Origin of the sequence: Virgibacillus flavescens (assembly GCF_050574275.1) — a bacterium.
Lineage (GTDB): Bacteria > Bacillota > Bacilli > Bacillales > Amphibacillaceae > Virgibacillus_F > Virgibacillus_F flavescens.
Window position 1 is genome coordinate 1,033,699 of record NZ_CP192260.1, and the last position, 15,960, is coordinate 1,049,658.

17 protein-coding genes are annotated in these 15,960 nt (G+C 40.9%); all 17 read left to right on the plus strand.

From position 1 onward, the window contains the following. Positions 1–876: a 3-hydroxyacyl-CoA dehydrogenase gene (locus VBD025_RS05135; protein ID WP_430789925.1), complete on the plus strand. Its 876-nt coding sequence runs from the start codon at positions 1–3 to the stop codon at positions 874–876. Further along, the gene (locus VBD025_RS05140; protein WP_430789927.1) at positions 873–2,078 is read left to right on the plus strand and encodes a thiolase family protein; all 1,206 of its coding nucleotides are present in this window, start codon (positions 873–875) and stop codon (positions 2,076–2,078) included. The genes VBD025_RS05135 and VBD025_RS05140 overlap by 4 nt, the downstream gene beginning before the upstream one ends. 12 nt (positions 2,079–2,090) lie before the next feature. Beyond that, complete coding sequence (locus VBD025_RS05145) at positions 2,091–2,867, plus strand: enoyl-CoA hydratase-related protein (RefSeq protein ID WP_430789929.1); 777 nt, start codon at positions 2,091–2,093, stop codon at positions 2,865–2,867. Between the two features lie 23 nt (positions 2,868–2,890). Beyond that, entirely contained in the window at positions 2,891–3,838 is a 948-nt protein-coding gene (locus tag VBD025_RS05150; RefSeq protein ID WP_430789931.1) for an NAD(P)H-dependent flavin oxidoreductase, read from the plus strand. A gap of 481 nt (positions 3,839–4,319) precedes the next feature. Next, positions 4,320–4,706, plus strand: coding sequence for a thioesterase family protein (locus VBD025_RS05155; RefSeq protein ID WP_430789933.1), 387 nt, complete (start codon positions 4,320–4,322; stop codon positions 4,704–4,706). A 45-nt stretch (positions 4,707–4,751) separates the two neighbouring features. Continuing rightward, on the plus strand, positions 4,752–5,894 hold the full coding sequence (locus VBD025_RS05160) for a Leu/Phe/Val dehydrogenase (protein ID WP_430789935.1): 1,143 nt from the start codon (positions 4,752–4,754) through the stop codon (positions 5,892–5,894). A gap of 120 nt (positions 5,895–6,014) precedes the next feature. Then, positions 6,015–7,022: an ABC transporter substrate binding protein gene (locus VBD025_RS05165; protein ID WP_430789937.1), complete on the plus strand. Its 1,008-nt coding sequence runs from the start codon at positions 6,015–6,017 to the stop codon at positions 7,020–7,022. A gap of 50 nt (positions 7,023–7,072) precedes the next feature. Continuing rightward, a complete protein-coding gene (locus VBD025_RS05170) occupies positions 7,073–8,047 on the plus strand; it encodes an ABC transporter permease (protein ID WP_430789939.1) in 975 nt (324 codons plus the stop codon). A gap of 1 nt (position 8,048) precedes the next feature. After that, positions 8,049–8,843 (plus strand): ABC transporter ATP-binding protein, encoded by a 795-nt coding sequence (locus VBD025_RS05175; protein ID WP_430789941.1) that lies wholly within the window; start codon positions 8,049–8,051, stop codon positions 8,841–8,843. 208 nt (positions 8,844–9,051) lie between these two features. Further along, positions 9,052–10,056, plus strand: a complete 1,005-nt coding sequence (locus VBD025_RS05180; protein WP_430789943.1) for a LacI family DNA-binding transcriptional regulator — start codon at positions 9,052–9,054, stop codon at positions 10,054–10,056. 57 nt (positions 10,057–10,113) lie between these two features. Next, a complete protein-coding gene (gene hxlB / locus VBD025_RS05185; protein WP_430789945.1) occupies positions 10,114–10,671 on the plus strand; it encodes a 6-phospho-3-hexuloisomerase in 558 nt (185 codons plus the stop codon). Between the two features lie 21 nt (positions 10,672–10,692). Next, positions 10,693–11,322: a bifunctional 4-hydroxy-2-oxoglutarate aldolase/2-dehydro-3-deoxy-phosphogluconate aldolase gene (locus VBD025_RS05190; protein WP_430789947.1), complete on the plus strand. Its 630-nt coding sequence runs from the start codon at positions 10,693–10,695 to the stop codon at positions 11,320–11,322. A gap of 37 nt (positions 11,323–11,359) precedes the next feature. Then, positions 11,360–12,403: a TRAP transporter substrate-binding protein gene (locus VBD025_RS05195; RefSeq protein WP_430789949.1), complete on the plus strand. Its 1,044-nt coding sequence runs from the start codon at positions 11,360–11,362 to the stop codon at positions 12,401–12,403. 63 nt (positions 12,404–12,466) lie between these two features. Further along, positions 12,467–12,952 carry a TRAP transporter small permease gene (locus tag VBD025_RS05200; RefSeq protein WP_430789951.1) on the plus strand — a complete coding sequence of 162 codons (486 nt, stop codon included), beginning with the start codon at positions 12,467–12,469 and terminating at the stop codon, positions 12,950–12,952. After that, on the plus strand, positions 12,952–14,238 hold the full coding sequence (locus VBD025_RS05205; protein ID WP_430789953.1) for a TRAP transporter large permease: 1,287 nt from the start codon (positions 12,952–12,954) through the stop codon (positions 14,236–14,238). Before VBD025_RS05200 ends, VBD025_RS05205 begins: the two co-directional genes overlap by 1 nt. Positions 14,239–14,327: 89 nt before the next feature. After that, complete coding sequence (rpiA, locus tag VBD025_RS05210) at positions 14,328–14,993, plus strand: ribose-5-phosphate isomerase RpiA (RefSeq protein WP_430789955.1); 666 nt, start codon at positions 14,328–14,330, stop codon at positions 14,991–14,993. Between the two features lie 11 nt (positions 14,994–15,004). Continuing rightward, complete coding sequence (locus tag VBD025_RS05215) at positions 15,005–15,955, plus strand: sugar kinase (protein WP_430789957.1); 951 nt, start codon at positions 15,005–15,007, stop codon at positions 15,953–15,955. The last annotated feature ends 5 nt before the right edge of the window (positions 15,956–15,960 follow it).

Genomic DNA, 15,960 nt, shown 5'->3' on the forward strand with positions numbered 1-15,960 from the left:
ATGACAATCCAGAACGTTACGGTCATGGGAGCTGGTGTAATGGGGCGGGGCATCGCGTATGTTTCTGCCCTTGCTGGTTTCCACACGACGCTTGTTGATATAGCAGAAGAACAATTAATAGAAGCAAATAACTATGCAGAAAAAACGACACGCAAAGGGATAGAGAAGGGGAAGTTGACGGAGCAGCAAGCACAAAGCCTGTTAGCGAATCTGCACACTTCCACACAGTTTGAAGCTACTGTCAAAACTGCTGATCTTTTGATCGAAGCTGTTCCGGAAAAACGTGAGATCAAGAAAAAAGTGATGGAGATGGCTGAGAATCATGCGCCAAAACATACTATTTTTGCCTCAAATACATCAACCATCAGCCCAACAGAACTTGCATCCTACTCAAGCCGTCCAGCGCAAGTTGTAGTCATGCATTTTTTTAATCCGGTACATGTTATGCCGCTAGTAGAAATTGTAAAGGGGCTGGAAACTAGCGATGAAACCGTAGAAATAATTCGACAGGCTTCCGAACAAATGGGAAAAGAAACGGTCGAAGTAAATGAATTTCCAGGCTTTGTTACCAGCCGTATTAGTGCACTTGTTGGAAATGAAGCATTTCATATGCTGCAAGAGGGTGTCGCAAGTGCTGAAGATATCGATAAGGCTATTCGTCTTGGATTGAACTATCCAATGGGACCATTTGAGCTTGGTGACCTGGTTGGATTAGATGCCCGGCTTAATAACTTAAAGTATTTACACGAAACACTCGGGGAAAAATACCGTCCAGCACCGCTCCTTGAACAATATGTCAAAGCGGGACGCCTAGGTCGGAAGTCAGGCAAAGGTATTTATGATTATACATCAGAAGATAAGTTGGTAGAGAAATGAGAGAAGTAGTTATTGTAGACGCTGTCCGAACTCCAATAGGCAGATATAAAGGGGCGTTAAAAGAGATCCGTCCGGACGATCTTGGGGCGATTGTAATAAAAGCACTGGTTGATCGGAATCCAGGTTTACCAGTAGACCAAATTGAAGAAGTCCTCCTGGGTAATGCCAACCAGGCAGGTGAAGATAACCGAAACGTTGCCAGAATGTCGGCGTTGCTCGCAGGCTTACCAGTTGAAGTAGCGGGGTCAACGATTAATCGGCTGTGTGGTTCCGGGCTTGACGCAGTAATGTCTGCAGCGCGGGCAATTGCAGTTGGTGAAGGAGATATTTATATTGCTGGTGGGACGGAAAGCATGACACGAGCCCCGTTTGTCATGGCTAAACCCAATAAAGAATTTCCGCGCGGGAACATGGAACTTTTTGACACAACGATCGGCTGGAGGTTTACCAATAAGAAGCTTGAAAAAATGTATGGGTCGGATACGATGCCGCAAACAGCAGAAAATGTTGCCGAGCGATTTTCGATTACACGCAAGGAGCAGGATGAATTTGCTTTCCAAAGTCAGCAGCGGGCAAAGCATGCTATGGAGGAAAATCGTTTTGCTGATGAAATTGTCCCGGTTGTTTATCAGGACCGTAAAGGAAATGAAATTGTCGTGGATCAAGATGAACATCCTCGACCAGACTCAACGCTTGAAAAACTGGAAAAATTAAAGCCGATTTTTAGTGGTGGAACCATTACAGCCGGCAATGCCTCAGGCGTTAATGATGGTGCTTCTGCTTTGCTCGTTATGAGTGCAGAAAAGGCAAAGGAACTAAACCTCAAGCCACTTGTGAAATATGTTGTCAGTGCTACTGCTGGTCTTGAGCCGTCCATTATGGGCCTTGGTCCAATTTATGCAACAAAAAAAGCGCTGGGACGTGCGAATATATCGGCAGATGATATTGGGATTGTGGAATTAAATGAAGCCTTTGCCTCCCAATCCATTGAATGCATGCGTCAGCTAGCGTTAAGTGAAGAGAAGGTTAACGTAAACGGAGGAGCTATCGCTTTCGGTCATCCACTCGGTGCAAGCGGTGCTCGGATTCTAACCACGCTCATTCATGAAATGAAAAAACAGCAGACCAAATATGGTCTAGCAACGATGTGTGTTGGTGTCGGCCAAGGTATCGCAACAATAGTAGAGAACGTTACAGAATAGTAGGTGAAGCAAGTGCCAGAAGTATTGTTTGAAGTAAAAAATAATATAGCATACGTTACCGTCAACCGCGAACTAGCGCTGAACTGTTTTAATTATGAAACCCTGCGTCAGCTCCAGGCTGTCACCGATGCAATTCATCTTGATCCGGAAGTGAACGTGGTTATTTTTACAGGGGCAGGAGATAAGGCATTTAGTGCTGGAGCTGATTTGAAAGAAAGAAAAACGCTTGGGGATACAGAAGTCCGACGCAACGTTAAAGCGATCAGAAGTGTTTTTAATAGTATTGCAGATTTACCACAGCCAACGATTGCTGCAGTTAACGGCTATGCATTTGGTGGTGGATTTGAATGGATGATTGCCTGTGACTTTTCGATTGCCGTCAAAGGCGCGAAAATGGGTCTTACCGAGACAAGTTGGGCAATCATTCCAGGTGCTGGGGGAACGCAGCGACTGCCACGACTGGTTGGCGAGATGAAAGCAAAAGAATTAATTCTTACGGCTAAAAAGATTACCGCTGAGGAAGCGCTGGATTTAGGTATATTGTTGAAGGTTGTTGAAAAGGATAGACTTCTAACGGCGTGTGAACAGTTAGCAGTCTCTATGATGAATAACGGTCCTGTTGCTGTTAAACAAGCGAAATATGCAATAACACAAGGAATGAATACCGATTTACAGACAGGACTTGCAATCGAATCAAAAGCATATGAACTAATCATTCCAACGGAGGACCGCTTGGAAGCGCTGAACGCCTTCAGCGAAAAGAGAAGTCCGCAATTTAAAGGCAAATAGATTTCGAGGTTAGGAGGAAGCGGATGAACCCTGTATGTAAACTACTGAACATTACCTCTCCAATTATTCAGGGTGGTATGGGCAACATCAGTAATGCTCCACTCGCAGCGGCTGTTTCCGAAGCTGGCGGTCTTGGAACAATTGGCTGCGGTACGATGCCACCAGATGAAGTAGAGAAAATAATTCTGGAAACAAAACAATGCACAGATAAGCCATTCGCTGTAAATATTGCGATAAGCGTTACACCACATACAAAAGAATTAATCGAGCTAGTAATCAAGCATCATGTGCCAGTTGTGACACTTTCGGCCGGCAACCCGTCTTCTTTTATTCCGGTCCTTCATGAACACAATATTAGAGTCATTACGCTTGTTGCATCGGTTAAACATGCCAAAAAAGCGGAAGAAGCTGGAGCGGATATCTTGGTTGCTGAGGGGTTTGAAGCGGCTGGAATTAATTCACACCTGGAATTGACTACATTTACCTTAATTCCACAGATCGTTCAAAACGTTTGTGTACCAGTACTTGCAGCAGGGGGAATTGGCGATGGAAAAGGATTAGCCGCAGCGCTTATGCTTGGCGCAAGTGGCGTGCAAATTGGAACGCGTTTCATCGCAACGAAGGAAGCCCCATTTCATGAGGATTATAAGAAGCGACTGATCGAAGCTGAAGATACCGGAACGACTATTATTGGTCGACCAGTGGGCCGTATCAGAAGAATTTTGAAAAACCCTTATGCAGCGAAACTAATGAATCTGGAAAAAGAAGGAATGACCCTTGAGCAATACGGGGAGTTAACTTCAGAAGAACAACATGTGTTAGGTGCCATGAAGGGCGATATGGAAAAAGGGTTCGTTAACAGCGGTCAAATTGCCGGTCTAATCCAGCATATTCCCAGTGTGGAAGAATTAATGACCAGCATGATGAATGAAGCAAAAGAACAAATCAGTCGATCTGCAAATCTATTATAAGGACTCATCGTCTCCGTCTTAGAAACCAATGAAAAAGTTACATGTGGGAGAACATAAAGTGGATCTGCGATCGCATCTTCGAATATACTACGCTTTCCGTGGGCACGGCTTCAGCTTCCCACAGGGGGTCTCCACGTTTTTCCTGTGCTGCTGTGATAAACAATAGAAAGCAATTTTATGTATCAACAGCACGGATTTCTCACAATTATGGCAGTTGTTTGAAGCGGAGGACCGTTGACTCCTGCGGGAACAGCACGAGTCTGAAGGCCCCGCAGAGTGGTTTTCTCGAGGAGACTGAAGCCGTGCCCGCGGAAAGCAACGGTCCGCAGCGGAAAACAACCAGCTCTTGCCTCGCATTATTTGAGGTAGTAAAACACTATTGTTTTATAAAGGTCATTGTTCCAAGCCTGACGCCCTTGTTTCACAGAGAGACTTAGAGATGCATCAAACCTAGCAATTTTACCAGATGGGAGTGAATAACGTGAAAGCTGGAATGGAAATAGGAAGAACAGAATCAATCGAAATAACAGTCACAGAAGATATGTTTGCAAGTTTTGAAGGTAAAGTTGTCCACCCCGTATACTCAACCGTCGCGATGGTTTATCACATGGAATGGGTATCACGAAAAATAATTCTTCCATTTCTGGAAGAACACGAAGAGGGGATGGGCGGCGCCGTTCAGCTAAAACATATAGCTCCCTCCCCGCTCCATTCAAACGTAACATTAACCGCGACACTTACTGCGTATAAGAAAGAACAGGTTATCACAGAAGTTGAAGCATACAATGAACACGGATTAATTGGTAAAGGTGAGGTCAAACAAGTAATTTTGCCAAAAGAATTGATTCAAAAAAAATTATCGCCTTAACCGGTTTTACAGTTCAAAAAGTATTCGATGAAAGGAGGGACTATTATGAGTCTTATTACAGAATCAAGTGTCAATGATGATTTTGTATTACTTGATAAAATGGATGAGCATGAACAGGTAGTATTCTGCAATGATAAGACAACAGGTCTGCGAGCGATTATCGCCATACATAACACTACGCTCGGCCCTGCACTTGGTGGATGTCGCATGCAGCCATATAACAGCTTGGATGCCGCGCTAAATGATGTGCTTCGCTTATCAAAAGGGATGAGTTATAAATGTGCAGCTGCAGATGTTGATTTTGGTGGGGGAAAAGCTGTCATTATTGGTGATCCACTTACAGATAAAACACCTGAACTTTTTCGTGCGTTTGGTCAGTTTGTTGAATCGCTTGGGGGACGTTTCTTTACAGGCACAGATATGGGAACAACGATGGACGATTTTATTTATGCAAAAAAAGAAACGAATCATATTGTAGGTGTTCCAGAAGCTTATGGAGGCAGTGGTGATTCTTCTATTCCAACTGCCGAAGGGGTCATAAATGGTATAAGAGCGACAAATAAAAAGCTTTTTGATAACGACGCACTGCATGGTGTCACTTATGCTGTGCAGGGACTTGGAAAAGTCGGTTTTAAAGTAGCGGAAATACTGCTTGAAGCAGGAGCTGACCTTTATGTAACAGATATTAACAAACATAACATAGAGGCAATAGAGGAGCGGGCAAAGACGACGATGGGAACCGTCCAGCCGGTGCAAAGCGACGAAATCTATTCACAGGATGCAGATATATTTATTCCTTGTGCGCTTGGGGGAATCGTGAATGATGAAACGATTAAGCAATTTAAAGTACGGGCCATCGCAGGTTCCGCAAATAATCAGCTTCTGACGGAAGAGCATGGAATTCAGTTAGCTGAAAAAGGAATTCTGTACGCACCAGACTATATTATTAACTCTGGTGGCCTAATACAAGTTGCCGACGAGTTATATGGGCCGAATAAAGAACGCGTACTGATGAAGACGAAAGAAATTTATCACGTTATCTTAAAAGTCTATAAAGAAGCTGAAATAAATCAAATTTCAACGGTAAATGCTGCCAATAAGTTATGTGAAACAGTCATGGAAAACAGAGGGAAGCGAAATAGCTTCTATACCCCATCCATCAAGCCCAAGTGGGATATTAGAAATTAGGTTAACGACAGTTATTCTACTTGTTTGGATGATCAAAGAAGGCTTGACTCACCACGTGGTTCTGATATAATGTTAGGAAATATTCTAAAAATTATAAAATTTAATTAAGGGGAGAAAAACATGAAAAAAGGTCTATGGTTGATGATAATATCGTTGTTTAGCATGATGGTTTTAGCTGCATGTGGTTCAGATGACGCGTCAGATTCAAGTGGAGGCGAAGATGGAGAAGGCGAAGGTAAGACATATACAGTTGGCGCAACCCAAATAGTTGAACATCCATCGCTTGATGCAGCATATGAAGGTTTTCAAGAAGCACTAAAAGATGCTGGGTTAGACGTGGAATATGATTTACAAAGTGCTCAGGGAGATCAGAATAACGTAGCACCGATTGCTAATAACTTCGTAGCAGATAATGTAGACCTTATTTTTGCTAATTCTACACCGAGTGCGCTTGGTGCAGTACAAGCTACAAGTGATATTCCTATTGTTTTCACTTCGGTAACAGACGCAGTAGGTGCAGGATTGGTTAAATCTATGGATGAACCTGGGGAAAATGTAACCGGTGTACTTGATTTACATCCTGAGGCAATCCAGAATACAGTGGACTTCATCGATTCAAACTTTGAAGATGCAACTGTTGGTTTAATATACAATGCAGGTGAACAAAACTCTGTGAGTCAGATCGAGGATGTAAAGGCAGCAGCTGAAGGCACAAGTCTTACGCTTTCTGAACGTACAGTAGCAAGTTCGGCTGAAGTAAAACAGGCAGCTACATCATTAGTTGGAAAAGCAGACGTTTTCTACATCATAACTGATAATACAGTCGTATCCGCATTAGATAGTGTAGTTGGTGTCGCTAACGAACAGGACATTCCACTAATTGTTGGAGAACCAGATTCACTGAAAAAAGGTGGGTTTGCTACATTTGGAATAGATTATCATACTATTGGATACCGTTCAGGAGAAATGGCTGCAGCAATATTAACGGGCGAAAAGACAGCAGCGGACTTCCCTGTTGAACCTCCTAAGGAGATTCAATTATTTATTAACAAAAAAGCTGCTGAAGAGCAAGGTGTTGAATGGAACGCTGAATGGGATGAAAAAGCTCAGTTTGTAGAAGCGGAATAAGTTTAGCAGATAATTAGCAGACAACAGGACTCGAAAAGAGGGGAAATTTAATGCTTATATCATTATTTGGTGCAGTAGAATCAGGAGTAATTTATGCGATTATGGCATTAGGGGTTTACTTAACCTTTCGTGTCTTGGATTTTCCTGATCTGACGGTAGATGGAAGTTTCGTGACAGGTGCTGCAGTAGCGGCATTTTCAATTGTAAATGGAGTACCGCCGGTTTTAGCAACAATTCTTGCTGCACTCGCAGGATTTTTGGCGGGCTGTGTGACTGGAATACTTCATACAAAGGGTAAAATCAATGCACTTTTATCAGGGATCATTATGATGATTGCCCTCTATTCTATTAACTTGCGAATAATGGGCCAGCCGACGTTATCTCTATTGCGGGAGTCGACAATCTTTAAACAGCTCGAATCCTTTTGGGCCGCAACTGGCATAGATTCAGCATTAAACGGAGTGCTTACCATGCTTGGAGCGGAACAAGTACCAGGTACCTGGGCCATCGTTGTGTTAATGATAATTGTTACAATTGTCATTAAGCTAATGACGGATTACTATTTGAAAACTGATGTTGGCCTGGCGCTTCGTGCAACAGGCGATAACCAGAAAATGATCAGAAGTCTTTCAGCGAATACAGATTCACTTATCATTGTCGGAGTGGGTATTTCGAATGCCCTTGTTGCTTTTTCGGGTGCACTGATTGCGCAGCATGGTGGATTTGCGGACGTTGGAATGGGAATAGGAATGATTATTATTGGCCTTGCCTCTGTAATCATAGGTGAAGCGTTATTTGGCACGAAAACGATTGCGATAACAACATTAGCGGTGATTGGCGGGGCGATTATTTATCGAATTGTGGTAACGCTTGCCCTTCGTGTTGAATTTCTGGAAACAGGTGACATGAAACTGATTACTGCCTTACTCGTAATTGCGGCTTTAGTGGCACCAAAAATTCTGCAGGCTCGAAAAGAAAAAAAGCGTCGCATGCAAAAACGAGCTCAGCTTAAGATGGAGGTGTAACATGCTTCGATTACAGGATATATCAATTACATTTAACGAAGATACACCAGACGAAAAGAAAGCCTTACAGTCGATCAATTTAGAATTGAAGAAAGGGGACTTTGTAACGGTTATTGGAAGTAATGGTGCAGGTAAATCCACACTCATGAATGCAATTTCCGGCTACCTGAGTCCTGATATTGGCGATGTTTTTATCGATGATAAACAGGTGGTGCAGCTTCCTGAATACAAACGCTCTGCTTTTGTCGGACGAGTCTTTCAGGATCCGATGTCAGGGACTTCTCCATCGATGACAATTGAAGAGAATCTGGCGATGGCTTATACACGGGATAAAAAAAGAAAGTTAAAGCCAGGCGTAACATCCAAACGAAGGAAAATGTTCAAGGAATATTTGCTAACTCTGAACTTAGGGCTTGAAGATCGATTAACAGCTAAGGTTGGTTTGCTTTCAGGAGGAGAACGGCAGGCGTTGTCTTTATTGATGGCAACATTTACGGAACCGAAAATATTGTTGCTTGACGAGCATACTGCAGCACTGGACCCTTCACGGGCAGAGTTAATAACAAAACTTACACACGACGTGGTGGAAAAGTTTGAATTAACTACGCTAATGGTCACGCATAATATGCAGCAAGCGCTGGATTTGGGTAACCGTTTGATTATGATGGACAAAGGGCAAATCATTTTCGACGTTGGAGGAGAAGAGAAACAAGATCTAACGATTGAAAAGTTACTACAGGAATTCAAACGGATTCGTGGTGCGCAATTTGAAAGTGACAGGGCAGTATTAGGGTAATAGTTAATATCCAAAAAAAGGAAAAAAGAGGCATACCTATTGGGGTGAGCCTCTTTTTTTGGTTTTAATAAAGAGACAATTCTAAAATAAAAAAATAAATTGATTAAAAGGTTGTAAAACGCTTACATTTATCTTATACTTTACTAAATCGGTTTACTAAACCGGTTTATCAACTAATAGAATTAAATATGAAATAGGGGAAACGCAAATGAAAACAGTTACGATTTCGGATGTAGCTAAATATGCAGAAGTATCAAAAAGTACTGTCTCACAGTATTTAAACAAAAGATATGACTATATGGCTGTAAAGACGAAAGATAAAATAGAAGCCGCTATTAAAGAATTGGGCTATCAGCCAAATATTGTAGCAAGAAGTCTGAAACAGAAATCAACCACTACTATCGGGGTAATCGTAGCAAATATTTTACACGAATTCTCTACACAGGTTATCCGTGCAATTGAAGATGTATGTAATGAACTGGGTTTCCATATCATTGTCTGCAATGCAGATGACGAGCCGATTAAAGAGAAAAAATATATTGAAATGCTTCGGGCAAAACAAGTGGATGGAATAATTGTTTTTCCGACAGGTGACAATGTTGAACTATATGAACGAATGGTAGAAGATAATTATCCAATTGTATTTTTAGACAGAAGAATTCCTGGAGTACCAGTCAGTTCTATCCTGTTAAATAATGAAAACGCTGCATTGCTTGCAGTGAATGAATTCACCTCAAAAGGTTACGATCGGGTTGGGATCATTACACCTCCAACGTTTGAAGCGGTTACACCAAGGTCAGAGCGAATTGAAGGGTATAAAGATGCGCTGAAGGCAAATAATCTGTCAGTCGAAACATCGTATATAAAAAGCCTGGAAATTAACAGCATACAAGCAGGACTTAAAGAAATGCTAAGTCTGCCTGAACCTCCTAATGCGATTCTTGCTATGAATGATCTCGTGTTAATCGAAATTTTGAAATTCGTAAAGGAAAACGAGAAAAACATTCCTGAAGATTTTGCCCTAATCGGAATTGATGATGTTTCGTTTGCCAGCTTTTATAATCCATCCCTAACGACAATTGCTCAGCCTACATTTGAAATGGGAAAAAAAGCAGCAGAGATACTGCTGAATAAGATTAAAAAGACCCAAACGGACGACACGGAGGAAGTATACCGTTTTGAGCCGATGTTAATAAAGAGATCATCCTGTTAAAAGGGTGATGGAATGAATGAAAGCGCTACATATTTGAACGAGGGAGAGGTTACGTAAATGAAGAAGATTATACATACCATCGCTGAAGAAGTAGCCCAAGTATTGAGTCAGACGGATGAGAAAGAAGTTATTCAGTTAAGTGAAGAGATTCAGTCTGCTAAACGAGTATTCATCGCAGGTACTGGTCGCTCCGGCTTAATAGGTAAAGTGTTTGCGATGCGATTAATGCAAAGTGGATATCCGGTTTTTGTAGTAGGAGAAACTGTTACACCAAGTATCCAAAGTGACGATTTATTGCTCTTAATCTCCGGATCAGGTAACACGGCTTCTTTAGCACAGTTCGGGCGAAAGGCAAAAGAAATACAAGCTAAACTAGCGCTTGTTACAACGAATAAGGACTCCGAAATTGGCAGGATTAGTGACTGCCTGGTTACGATTCCGGCCGCAACGAAAAAAAGAGAGAAACATGAACCTGATACCATTCAGCCGCTTGGCAGTCAGTTTGACCAATCAGCACATTTAGTACTCGACGCATTAATGGTTTATCTATTGCAAAATAGTAGCAATCAACAAAGTAATGCTGATCTAAACAACGTACATGCCAATTTGGAATAATAAAGGACAAAAGGTGATCACATGGCTGTATTACAGAAAATTAAGGAAAACCCAATTGTAGCTGTAATCCGCAAGGCTGATGAGGAAAACATTATCCCAATCGTAGATGCGCTGTATAAAGGCGGGATAAAAACAATTGAAATAACTGCAGAAACACCAAAAGTAGTTACGCTAATAGAAAAAGTTGCTGATGTATTTTCGGACAAAGTAGTAATTGGGGCAGGTACCGTTCTTGATCCTGAAACCGCAAGAGCCGTAATCATGGCTGGTGCAGCATTTATTGTTTCACCAACGATGAATATCGAAACAATAAAAGTATCCAATCGCTATGGCGTAGTAATGGTATCTGGTGCTTTGACACCAACTGAAATTCTAACGGCATACGAAAATGGATCTGATATGGTGAAAATTTTTCCTGCAGATGTTTTTGGTCCAAGCTACATAAAAAGTATTCATGGACCGCTGCCACATATTCCAGTAATGGTAACAGGCGGCATTACGATCGATAACATGAATGATTATTTGCAACAAGGAGGTGTGGCAGTAGGCGTTGGTAGTAACCTTGTAAATGTTAACACGCTTCATTCCGAAAAGGATTATCAGCGTTTGTCTGAAGTAGCATCGAAATTTGTTAATAAGGTACAGCACTAATATTCTAATATAAACAAAATAAGAGGAGAGATTTAAAATGAAAAAACTAAAATTAATTCCACTACTATTGATGTTATTTGTTTCAGCCGTACTTGCGGCGTGTGGCAATGGAGAAGAAAAAGGATCAAACGAAAGTGAAGGCGGAGCGGATAAAATAAAAATTATTGCAGCACATAACCAAACTTCACCTGAAAATCCTTACCAGGACGGCTTGCTGAAATTTAAGGAAGTAACGGAAGCGGAATCTGATGGCAACATAGAAGTAGAGGTTCACGCTGGAACTATTGGAACAGAAGAGTCAGAACTAGTTGAAAAGCTTAAACTTGGTGCTGCTGATGTAGTACTGGTTTCACCAGGATTTATGACACAAACAGGAATTAAAGAAGTGGATTTATTCGCTCTTCCATATCTTTTTGAAAGCTACGATCATTGGGAATCAGTTGTAGATGGCGAAGTTGGCGAAAATATGGCTGACATTATTAATGAAAAATCGAACAATGATTTCAAACTTGTCGGATACTGGTCTGCTGGAGTTAGACATTATTACGGAAAGAAACCAATTACAAAAATGTCTGATTTAGAAGGTATGACAATGCGTACACAAACATCAGGTGTTGTAGCAGATTATTGGAAACAAACTGGTGCGATCCCAACAGACGTTGCATGGGGCGAATTGTATCAGGCTCTACAGCAGGATGTTGTAGATTCAGCTGAAAATGCTTATCCTTATTTCGTACAACAAAATCACCATACGACAGATAACGGTAAATTCATCTCAGAAACCGGTCACGATTACACTACACGATTCTTGCTTGTTAATGGTAATAAGTTTGATAAGTATACAAAAGAGCAGCAAGAAATCATTTTGAAAGCTGCTGAAGAATCTGTTAAGGCTGAAAGAGAAGCACTTTACAAGCAAGAAGAGGAATATAAGCAAAAAGCTATTGATGAAGGTGCAAAAGTAAACGAAATTGATAGAGAACCATTCATTGAGCTAGCTAAACCATTACAGGATCAAGCGGCTAAAGACATGGGCGTTGAAGACATGCTTCAAAAGATTAGAGATGCAAAATCAAAATAATAATATCTAAAGTGAGGGCACTTCTGGTGTCCTTTCCTTAGGCTTTCGTGAGGGGGCATTACAATGAATCGCTTTGTACGAGGACTTGAAAAGGTGCAATTAACAGCAGGTGTACTATTTTTATCAATATTCTTTATCGTTATTATGATACAGATCACAACCAGACATTTTGGGATTCCGGCAATCTGGACGGTTGAAGTGGCAAACTATTCATTTATTTGGGCAGTATTCATGGGTGCATCGGTAATGGTGAATAGAAGGGAACACTTTAATTTCGATCTAATTCAAAAGAAATTAAAGTTAAAAGCAAGACTATCAATAGGTATTTTTAACGATCTTGTACTCATTTTATTTAACCTAGCTATATTTTATTATGGCATAAAGGTTGTCCAGAATTTTTGGGACTATAATTGGGTTGCATTACCAGCATTGAAAATGGGTTATGTTTGGATTTCCATTCCTATCATGGGTCTTACAATGGTAATCTATTCGTTATCTCATTTATTGAATCACATAACACTATTAAGAGGTAAGGAGGTGCAAAAGTAATGGGTTTTATACTTTTAGGTTTATTCATAATTTTAATGTTGATAGGAATACCTATTGCTTTTGTCATCGGTATCGTTGCCTTTCTGGGTATATTTAACATTCCGTATATCCCGGAGCTAACTGTTCCAATGAAAATGCTGAACGGGCTTGATTCATTTGTGTTACTGGCAGTACCATTATTTATTTTAGCTGCGAACTTAATGAATTCCGGTAAGATTTCGATCAAATTAATCGAACTCTCCCTTGCAATAGTTGGACCAATTAGAGGCGGATTAGCGCATGCAAACATATTGGTATCCATGATGTTTGCTGGTGTATCAGGAGCTTCCCAGGCAGATACTGCAGGGGTTGGGAAAATCCTCATACCTAGTATGAAAGAAAAGGGTTACGACACGGAAACAGCTGTTGCTGTGACAGCAGCTTCATCAACAATTGGAGTTGTTATTCCGCCAAGTATTCCAATGATTATATTTGCTGGATTAACCAATGCGTCGGTTGGTGCATTGTTTCTTGGAGGTATCGTACCAGGTGTTTTAATTGGTCTTGGTATGATGATTTTTATCTATATCATGGCAATAAAAAAGAAATATCCAAGGTATGATCGGGTAGCAGCAAGTAAATTTTTCAAATTATTAATTGAAACAATTCCTGCACTACTGACCCCTGTTATCATTATTGGTGGAATTACCACAGGGTTTTTCACTGCTACAGAAGCAGCTGCAGTAGCCTCATTGTATACATTGCTTATCAGTATGTTCATCTACAGAACGTTAAAGTTACGTGATATTCCTAAGATTTTAGTTGATACGCTAGCTTTAAGTTCTCTGTCACTATTCGCATTGGCTGCAGCTAGTGCACTAGGAGAACTAATGAGTTATTACCGATTAGGGACAATAGCACAGGAATTTTTCAGCAATAACATTGATACCCAGTGGGTGTTTATCATAATTGTCATTGCCTTCTTCCTGTTCATTGGAACATTTATGGATGCTATTCCAGCAATGATCCTTTTTGTGCCTGTTATTTTACCAACAGCACTTCAGTTCGGCGTGGATCCAATCCATTTAGGGCTAATTATCGTAATTACACTTGCTGTAGGATTAATAACACCACCATATGGACTTTGTTTATTGTTAGCTGCGAAAATAGGAGACTTATCCATTGAGCGTTCTTTAGTAGCAGTACTTCCGTATATAGCTATTATTCTGGTAGTATTACTCTTTATTGCCTTTTTCCCAGAAGTAGCTTTCTATATTCCTAAAATGATTAATCCAGGTTTATTTTAATAGAAGTCTGAACGGTGTAAGGTGGCCCCAATTACGATTGGGGTCATTTATTAGCTACTGATCTGATAAACGACAGGAAGGTGATAAATTTGCAAGAAAACAAAAGGCTAGCCGCGGAGAAAGCGGTGGATTTTGTAGAAGACCATATGATTCTAGGTTTAGGTTCAGGGTCTACGGTTTACTGGTTCTTAAAAAAACTTGGGGAGCGAGTCAGTAATGGGTTACAGATAAAAGGCATCCCAACGTCCAAGCGTACAGAAGGATGGGCGAAGGAATTCGGTATACCTTTAACCGATTTTTCAAAAATAGAAATCATTAACCTTGCGATTGACGGAACTGACGAAATTGACCATAACCTCAATCTTGTAAAAGGTGGCGGTGGCTCTTTGGTCCGGGAAAAGATTGTGGACGCGTACGCAGACCAGCTGATTATTATTGCCGATGAATCCAAAGTCGTAAATGCGCTTGGCTCGTTCCCATTGCCAGTCGAAATACTTCCATTTGGCTGGGAAGTTACAGTGGACTGCATTTCGCGATTAGGTTTTAAGCTTAAGCTTAGAATGGACGAGGACCACGTATTTGTTTCGGATAATGGAAATTATATTGTGGATTGTCAATTTGATCAGATTTTGAATCCGAAAGACCTCCATACACGGTTAAAACTATTAGTTGGTGTGGTAGAGACTGGATTGTTTATCGATCTTGCAGACAAAGCAATTATTGGCAGACAAGAAAAAATAGAAATTTTAACATAGGAGGTCACAACATGCGGGATGTAATTACAATTGGTGAGGCTATGGTCGTTTTTAATCCAGCCTCAACAGGTCCGATGAAATTTGTTAACGCATTTGAAAAACGAATAGGTGGCGCAGAATTGAATTTTGCAATTGGATGTGCGAGATTGGGCCTGAATGCTGGATGGATCAGCAGACTTGGCAGCGATGAATTTGGAAAAGCGATACGGAATTTCGTCCGCGGGGAAGGAATAGACGTATCTCAGCTTGAGTTGATTGAAGGGTATCCGACATCACTAAATTTTAAAGAAATTATGGAAGATGGCAGCACTCGGACATTTTATTATCGTGACAAGTCCCCTATGCTTTCCATGACACCAGATGATCTCGATGAAACATACTTTCAGCAAGCGAAGATTCTCCATCTTACAGGGATATTGCCAGCAATCGATCCGACGCTTATTCCAGTATTTAAAAAAGCCATCACGCTTGCAAAAAAACACGGTTTAAAAATTTCATTCGACCCAAATATTCGTTTGAAATTATGGACGAAAGAAAAAGCGAAGGAAGTTTTATCAGAAATACTTCCAGATGTGGATATTCTCTTGGCAGGGGATGAAGAAATGGAAATCATTTTTGGTGTAAATGACCCAATTGCGATTATTGAAAAAGCGAAGGAATTAGGTATCGATTACATTGCGGTCAAACAAGGAGAAAAAGGATCAGTAGGATATTATCAGAATGAGCTTATACAAGCAAATCCTGTTTCACCTCGCAAAAAAGTTGATACTGTTGGTGCAGGAGATGGTTTCGATGCAGGTGTGATATATGGAATACTGCATGACTGGCCATTAAAAAAGACGCTTGAATTTGCAAACACGATTGGTTCTATGGTAGTCAGCGTCTCTGGTGACAATGAGGGTTTGCCATATTACGAGGACGTACAAATGGAACTTGGCGAAAAAGAAAGAATAGAAAGGTAGGTGCA

What these genes read in the sequence shown, in the direction of transcription:
- VBD025_RS05165 (WP_430789937.1), top strand. Translation starts at nt 6,015, where the DNA reads ATGAAAAAAGGTCTATGGTTGATGATAATATCGTTGTTTAGCATGATG.
- VBD025_RS05205 (WP_430789953.1), top strand. Translation starts at nt 12,952, where the DNA reads ATGGGTTTTATACTTTTAGGTTTATTCATAATTTTAATGTTGATAGGA.
- VBD025_RS05150 (WP_430789931.1), top strand. Translation starts at nt 2,891, where the DNA reads ATGAACCCTGTATGTAAACTACTGAACATTACCTCTCCAATTATTCAG.
- VBD025_RS05170 (WP_430789939.1), top strand. Translation starts at nt 7,073, where the DNA reads ATGCTTATATCATTATTTGGTGCAGTAGAATCAGGAGTAATTTATGCG.
- VBD025_RS05195 (WP_430789949.1), top strand. Translation starts at nt 11,360, where the DNA reads ATGAAAAAACTAAAATTAATTCCACTACTATTGATGTTATTTGTTTCA.
- VBD025_RS05140 (WP_430789927.1), top strand. Translation starts at nt 873, where the DNA reads ATGAGAGAAGTAGTTATTGTAGACGCTGTCCGAACTCCAATAGGCAGA.
- VBD025_RS05135 (WP_430789925.1), top strand. Translation starts at nt 1, where the DNA reads ATGACAATCCAGAACGTTACGGTCATGGGAGCTGGTGTAATGGGGCGG.
- VBD025_RS05160 (WP_430789935.1), top strand. Translation starts at nt 4,752, where the DNA reads ATGAGTCTTATTACAGAATCAAGTGTCAATGATGATTTTGTATTACTT.
- VBD025_RS05190 (WP_430789947.1), top strand. Translation starts at nt 10,693, where the DNA reads ATGGCTGTATTACAGAAAATTAAGGAAAACCCAATTGTAGCTGTAATC.
- VBD025_RS05200 (WP_430789951.1), top strand. Translation starts at nt 12,467, where the DNA reads ATGAATCGCTTTGTACGAGGACTTGAAAAGGTGCAATTAACAGCAGGT.
- hxlB (WP_430789945.1), top strand. Translation starts at nt 10,114, where the DNA reads ATGAAGAAGATTATACATACCATCGCTGAAGAAGTAGCCCAAGTATTG.
- VBD025_RS05215 (WP_430789957.1), top strand. Translation starts at nt 15,005, where the DNA reads ATGCGGGATGTAATTACAATTGGTGAGGCTATGGTCGTTTTTAATCCA.
- VBD025_RS05180 (WP_430789943.1), top strand. Translation starts at nt 9,052, where the DNA reads ATGAAAACAGTTACGATTTCGGATGTAGCTAAATATGCAGAAGTATCA.
- VBD025_RS05175 (WP_430789941.1), top strand. Translation starts at nt 8,049, where the DNA reads ATGCTTCGATTACAGGATATATCAATTACATTTAACGAAGATACACCA.